The 6415-nt window shown below is 44.1% G+C and carries 5 protein-coding genes; all 5 read left to right on the plus strand.

Features of this window, described 5'->3' with window-relative positions; translation table 11 throughout:
• On the plus strand, positions 1-602 hold a 602-nt coding region (gene recF, locus CVN76_RS05100), incomplete at its 5' end, for a DNA replication/repair protein RecF (protein WP_157805538.1).
• Between the two features lie 12 nt (positions 603-614).
• Positions 615-884 (plus strand): extracellular matrix regulator RemB, encoded by a 270-nt coding sequence (remB, locus tag CVN76_RS05105; RefSeq protein WP_061143173.1) that lies wholly within the window; start codon positions 615-617, stop codon positions 882-884.
• Between the two features lie 69 nt (positions 885-953).
• Complete coding sequence (gene gyrB / locus CVN76_RS05110; protein WP_061143188.1) at positions 954-2879, plus strand: DNA topoisomerase (ATP-hydrolyzing) subunit B; 1926 nt, start codon at positions 954-956, stop codon at positions 2877-2879.
• Between the two features lie 90 nt (positions 2880-2969).
• Entirely contained in the window at positions 2970-5516 is a 2547-nt protein-coding gene (gene gyrA / locus CVN76_RS05115) for a DNA gyrase subunit A (protein WP_100530501.1), read from the plus strand.
• 170 nt (positions 5517-5686) lie between these two features.
• A partial coding sequence (locus CVN76_RS05120; RefSeq protein ID WP_100530508.1) for an HD-GYP domain-containing protein occupies positions 5687-6415 on the plus strand: 729 nt, incomplete at its 3' end.

Consider the following 6415-nt stretch of genomic DNA (forward strand, 5'->3'; position numbering starts at 1 on the left):
CGGATACGACGATGCTTGACGTGCTAACTGACCAATTCATCCAGTATGCAGCGAAAATTGTCGAAAGAAGATATGAGTTTCTTTCAAAGCTCCAGCAATGGGCAGAGCCGATCCATTCGGGGATCTCCAGAAATCTAGAAGTATTGAAAATCCAATATAAACCGTCGCTTGATGTATCAGAATCTATGGATTTGACGAAAATGATAGAAGTATACACAGAAAAATTTGATAAAATAAAAACAAGGGAAATTGAACGGGGTGTAACGCTGGTCGGTCCTCATCGTGACGACCTGGTTTTTTTTGTGAATGACCGTGATGTCCAGACATATGGTTCACAAGGACAGCAGCGTACAACCGCGCTCTCCCTGAAGCTTGCCGAAATCGAGCTGATCCATGAGGAAATCGGCGAGTATCCCATTTTATTATTGGATGATGTGCTATCGGAACTTGACGATTTCCGTCAATCCCATTTACTGAATACGATTCAAGGAAAAGTGCAAACATTCGTGACGACACCCTCCGTTGATGGAATCGATCATCAAACCCTGAGAGAAGCGACCACCTTTTATGTTAGTCAAGGAAGTATAAAAAAGGTTAAATGATGAGGTGAATGTATGTATCTCCATATTGGTGAAGACGTTCTTGTGAAAACGGATGATGTCATAGCCATTTTAGATAAGAAGCTGCTCCAGGCATCTCCGATCATGATAGAGTTTTTGGAGAAAAAGTCTGATGTGACTTCCCATTTAGCAAAAAACTCGGTTAAATCGATAGTAGTGACGGATAGGCAAGTCTATTATTCACCGCTTGCTTCTTCCACTCTGAAAAAGCGTTCACTGCAGCCATCGTTATTGATCGATGATATAGATGTTCTTGGAATATAAGGAATTAAGCGATAATTACTTCGGAAAATTGATAATGCCAAAAGAAAAGTGTAGGTGATACGAATGACAATGGAACAAAAAGAAGTACAAGCTCAGGCATACGATGAGAATCAGATACAGGTTTTGGAAGGCTTAGAAGCAGTTCGTAAACGTCCGGGGATGTATATCGGCACTACCTCTGCAAAAGGACTTCACCATCTTGTTTGGGAAATTGTCGATAACAGTATTGATGAGGCACTAGCGGGTTTCTGTACGGAAATCAAAGTGACGATCGAAAAAGACAATAGCATAACGGTAGTCGATAATGGACGGGGAATTCCAGTCGGGATCCATGAAAAAATGGGACGTCCCGCTGTAGAAGTAATCATGACGGTCCTTCATGCTGGCGGAAAGTTTGGCGGCGGGGGATATAAGGTCTCCGGCGGTCTGCACGGTGTCGGTGCATCTGTCGTTAATGCCCTATCGACGGTATTGGAAGTGTATGTCCATCGTGATGGCAAAATCCATTATCAGCAATTCAATCGCGGGGTTCCGAAGGAAGATTTGAAAATCATCGGGGAAACCGATCATACGGGTACGACGGTCCACTTCATTCCTGATGGCGAAATTTTTACGGAGTCGTTGGAGTACGATTTCGACACGTTAGCCACCCGTATCCGTGAGCTTGCGTTCCTGAATAAAGGCTTGAAACTCATCATTGAGGATAAACGTGAAGAAGAAGAGAAAATCAGGGAATATCATTATGAGGGCGGAATTAAATCTTATGTCGAGCACTTGAACCGTTCGAAAGAAGTGCTGCATGAGGAGCCGATTTTCATGGAAGGCGAGAAAGATGGGATTTCTGTCGAATTAGCTTTGCAATACAATGACAGCTACATCAGCAATGTCTTTTCTTTTGCCAATAATATTCACACCTATGAAGGCGGTACGCATGAATCGGGATTCAAGACGGCCCTGACCCGGGTCATCAATGATTATGCAAGGAAAAACGGTCTCCTGAAAGAAGCCGATTCCAATTTCTCCGGTGAAGATGTCCGGGAAGGCCTGACGGCAATCATTTCGATCAAGCATCCTGAACCCCAATTCGAAGGTCAAACGAAAACCAAACTTGGAAATTCAGAAGTAAGAACGGTAACTGATTCCATCCTTTCTGAGCGGCTTGATTCTTTCTTATATGAAAATCCGGCCGTGGCCAGGAAAATTGTCGATAAAGGGCAAATGGCAGCAAGGGCCCGTATGGCAGCCAAGAAAGCCCGTGAATTGACTCGAAGGAAGAGTGCGCTTGAAGTTTCCAACCTTCCGGGAAAATTGGCGGATTGTTCATCCAAGGACCCGGCTATCAGTGAATTGTACATCGTTGAAGGAAACTCGGCGGGAGGTTCGGCCAAGCAAGGGCGCGACCGTCATTTCCAAGCGATTTTGCCGCTAAGGGGTAAAATCCTGAACGTAGAAAAAGCAAGATTGGATAGAATCTTGCATAATGAGGAAATAGGCACGATCATCACCGCACTAGGAACGGGAATTGGTGATGAATTCAATATTGAAAAGGCCCGATATCATAAAATCGTCATCATGACCGATGCCGATGTGGATGGAGCCCATATCAGAACGCTGATGTTGACATTCTTCTACAGATATATGCGCAAAATCATCGAATATGGTTATATATACATTGCTCAGCCGCCACTTTTCAAAATCCAGCAAGGGAAAAAAGTGGATTATGCCTATAACGATCGACAGCTTGAAGAAATCATGGCGAGTTTGCCAAGCACTCCAAAGCCTAACCTGCAGCGCTACAAGGGGCTGGGGGAAATGAACCCCGAGCAATTATGGGAAACGACCATGAACCCTGAAACGAGAACGCTGCTTCAAGTCAGCTTGAAAGATGCGGCCGAGGCGGATGAAACATTCGAGATGCTGATGGGCGACAAGGTTGAGCCTAGACGTAACTTCATCGAAGAAAATGCAATTTATGTAAAAAATCTTGATGTTTGATTTTTTGACAGGATGCTCTTACATCCTGTTCTTTACATAGTTCTAGTAATATTAAACGAGAGTATAAGCTTTTTATAGGAGGTTGGCTCCATGTCAGAAAATGAAAGATCAGGTGTGAAAGAAATAAATATAAGTACCGAGATGCGGACATCTTTTTTGGATTACGCGATGAGCGTTATCGTGTCTCGTGCTTTGCCTGATGTAAGGGACGGTTTAAAACCGGTGCACCGAAGAATTCTTTATGCAATGAATGATCTTGGAATGACTTCGGATAAACCATTTAAAAAATCGGCACGTATTGTTGGGGAAGTAATCGGTAAGTATCACCCCCACGGTGATTCTGCCGTCTATGAAACGATGGTACGGATGGCGCAGCCCTTTAACTATCGTTATATGCTTGTGGATGGTCACGGGAATTTCGGTTCAGTCGATGGAGACCAAGCTGCTGCAATGAGGTATACAGAAGCAAGAATGTCGAAAATCTCGATGGAGCTGCTTCGTGATTTAAATAAAGACACGGTCAATTTCCAGGATAACTATGATGGTTCGGAAAGAGAGCCAGCCGTTATGCCAGCCCGTTTCCCTAACCTTTTGGTGAATGGTTCATCCGGTATAGCGGTAGGGATGGCAACCAATATTCCACCGCATCAATTAGGTGAGGTAATTGACGGCGTATTGGCTATAAGCAAAAATCCTGACATTACGATACCGGAGCTGATGGAATACATTCCAGGACCCGACTTCCCGACAGCCGGGTTAATCTTAGGCAGAAGCGGAATCAGGAAAGCCTATGAAACTGGAAAAGGGTCGATCATCCAGCGGGCGAAAGTGGAGATTGAAGAAAAACCTAATGGAAAACAGGTTATCCTAGTTAAAGAAATTCCTTATCAAGTGAATAAAGCAAGATTGATCGAAAAGATTGCCGAACTTGCCCGAGACAAGAAAATCGAAGGCATCACCGATTTACGGGATGAATCGGATCGCAATGGCATGCGCATCGTCATGGAGCTTCGCAAGGACGTTAATGCAAATGTCCTTTTGAATAACCTGTACAAGCATACTGCCATGCAGACAACCTTCGGGATCAATTTGCTTGCCTTGGTTGACGGTCAGCCAAAAGTATTGAACTTAAAACAATGCCTGCAATACTACTTACAGCACCAGCAGGTGGTCATACGCCGCAGGACGGAATTTGAATTGCGCAAAGCGGAGGCCCGCGCCCATATTTTAGAGGGCTTGAGGATTGCGCTGGATAATCTGGATGCGGTCATATCTTTAATCCGTAATTCACAAACTACCGACATTGCCCGTGAAGGGTTAATGACACAGTTTTCACTTTCCGAAAAACAGGCACAGGCCATTTTGGATATGCGTTTGCAGCGTCTGACTGGTTTGGAACGCGAAAAAATCGAAGATGAATATCAAGCATTAATGGCCATCATTGCAGAATATAAAGCGATTCTGGCTGATGAAGAAAAGGTTCTTGAAATCATCCGTGAAGAGCTTCTTGAAATCAAAGAACGTTTTAATGATAAGCGCAGAACGGAAATCACATTAGCGGGCTTTGAGAGCTTGGAAGATGAGGATCTAATCCCAGAGGAAAATATCATCGTGACGCTTACCCATAACGGTTATATTAAACGTCTGCCTGCAACGACATACCGCAGCCAAAAACGCGGCGGCCGCGGGATTCAGGGCATGGGAACGAATACAGATGATTTTGTCGGTCATTTGTTGACCACATCGACTCATGACACGCTATTATTCTTCACGAACAAAGGTAAAGTATACCGTTCGAAAGGATACGAAATACCTGAGTACGGCAGGACGGCAAAAGGCTTGCCGCTCATCAACCTATTGGAAGTGGATAAGGGCGAGTGGGTCAATGCCATCATACCGGTGAAGGAATTTGCCGATGATTGGTATTTATTCTTCACGACGCGGCACGGGATATCGAAGCGTACACCGTTGTCTTCTTTTGCCAACATCCGTAATAATGGGTTAATCGCTCTAGGTTTACGGGAAGATGATGAATTGATTTCCGTTCGTCTTACGAATGGAGATAAACAGATCATCATCGGAACGAAGTCCGGAATGATGATCCGTTTCCCAGAGACGGATGTACGGACGATGGGCCGTACTGCAGCAGGAGTGAAAGGGATATCCTTAAGGTCCGATGATGAAGTGGTCGGTATGGAAATCCTTGAAGATGATGAAGAAGTCTTGATCGTTACGAAAAATGGATATGGAAAAAGGACCTCTGCTGAGGAATACCGTATCCAAAGCCGAGGCGGCAAAGGGATAAAAACATGTAATGTAACGGAGAAAAATGGCGAACTGATCGCCGTGAAAACCGTTACGGGTGAAGATGAGGACTTGATGCTCATTACAGCTGCAGGTGTATTGATCCGGATGGAAGTCGAAGGCATCTCCAAAACGGGCCGTAATACTCAAGGGGTCAAACTGATCCGCCTTGAATCCGCAGACAATGAATATGTCTCGACGGTGGCCATCGTTGGTAGAGAAGAAGAAGAGGAAGCAGATATGGAGCAAGATCCAACAGCCGATCAAGAAACAATATCGGAACCCACTGTTGTGAGCGAGAATGAAGAAACCGAAAAAGATCCAGAAGAATAATGGTAAACGGCCCAGCGATAAAATGCTGGGCCTTTTTTGTTGGGTAAAAGGTCATGGGACTTGTGTTGAAAAAACGTATTTGTAGGTATATAATCATAAAGAAAGATAGTTATTACCATGTTTTTCAAGTGGAATGATATTCATTACTACTACTATCGAGGTGAACCGATTTGCTAGTAAAAACGCGCTATTTAACGGAAGGCTGTATTCTTTCCAAAGAAATCAGAGGTCTCGCCGACCGTCCTATCATGTATGAAAAAACAATATTGACCGCGGAGTCGATTGAGGCTTTGGAGGCTTTTTTAATTTCGGAGGTAAGCGTTGAAAAAACGTTGATTGATGGAAAGAAGTTTTTACCGAAAGAAGTGATAGATCCGGAATTGGACGAATTGGAAGAGTCGTCCGATTTTACCGATTTGTATCTTAAGTCCGTTCAAACTTATAAGCGATTATTCAGGAACTGGCAAGCCGGCAGCAAGGTAGAGGTGGCCATGATCCGTTTAATCATTATTCCCCTAGTGGATAAAGCACTGGAGGAACCAGGCAACATTTTAATGCTGCACCATTACTGCAATAAAGAGGACTACACCTTTCACCATGCCATTTCCATCGGATTAATAGGAAGCTATATTGCATCTAAAATGAAATACAGCAAGGCCGACGTCTACCAGGTGGCCATTGGCGGATGTCTCGCGGACTGTGGGATGGCTAAGGTCGCTCCAAGATTATTAAATAAGATGGAAGACTTAACTGCGGAGGATTATGAGGAGATCCACAATCACCCCATTTTCAGTTATAAAATGATAAAAGATAGCTCCATCATAAAGGACAGCGTAAAGATTGCGATACTAGAGCATCATGGAAGGCTGGATGGAACGGGTTATCCGAAAAGGCTGAAT

Source organism: Bacillus sp. mrc49 (genome assembly GCF_002803435.1).

What these genes read in the sequence shown, in the direction of transcription:
- remB (WP_061143173.1), top strand. Translation starts at nt 615, where the DNA reads ATGTATCTCCATATTGGTGAAGACGTTCTTGTGAAAACGGATGATGTC.
- gyrB (WP_061143188.1), top strand. Translation starts at nt 954, where the DNA reads ATGGAACAAAAAGAAGTACAAGCTCAGGCATACGATGAGAATCAGATA.
- gyrA (WP_100530501.1), top strand. Translation starts at nt 2,970, where the DNA reads ATGTCAGAAAATGAAAGATCAGGTGTGAAAGAAATAAATATAAGTACC.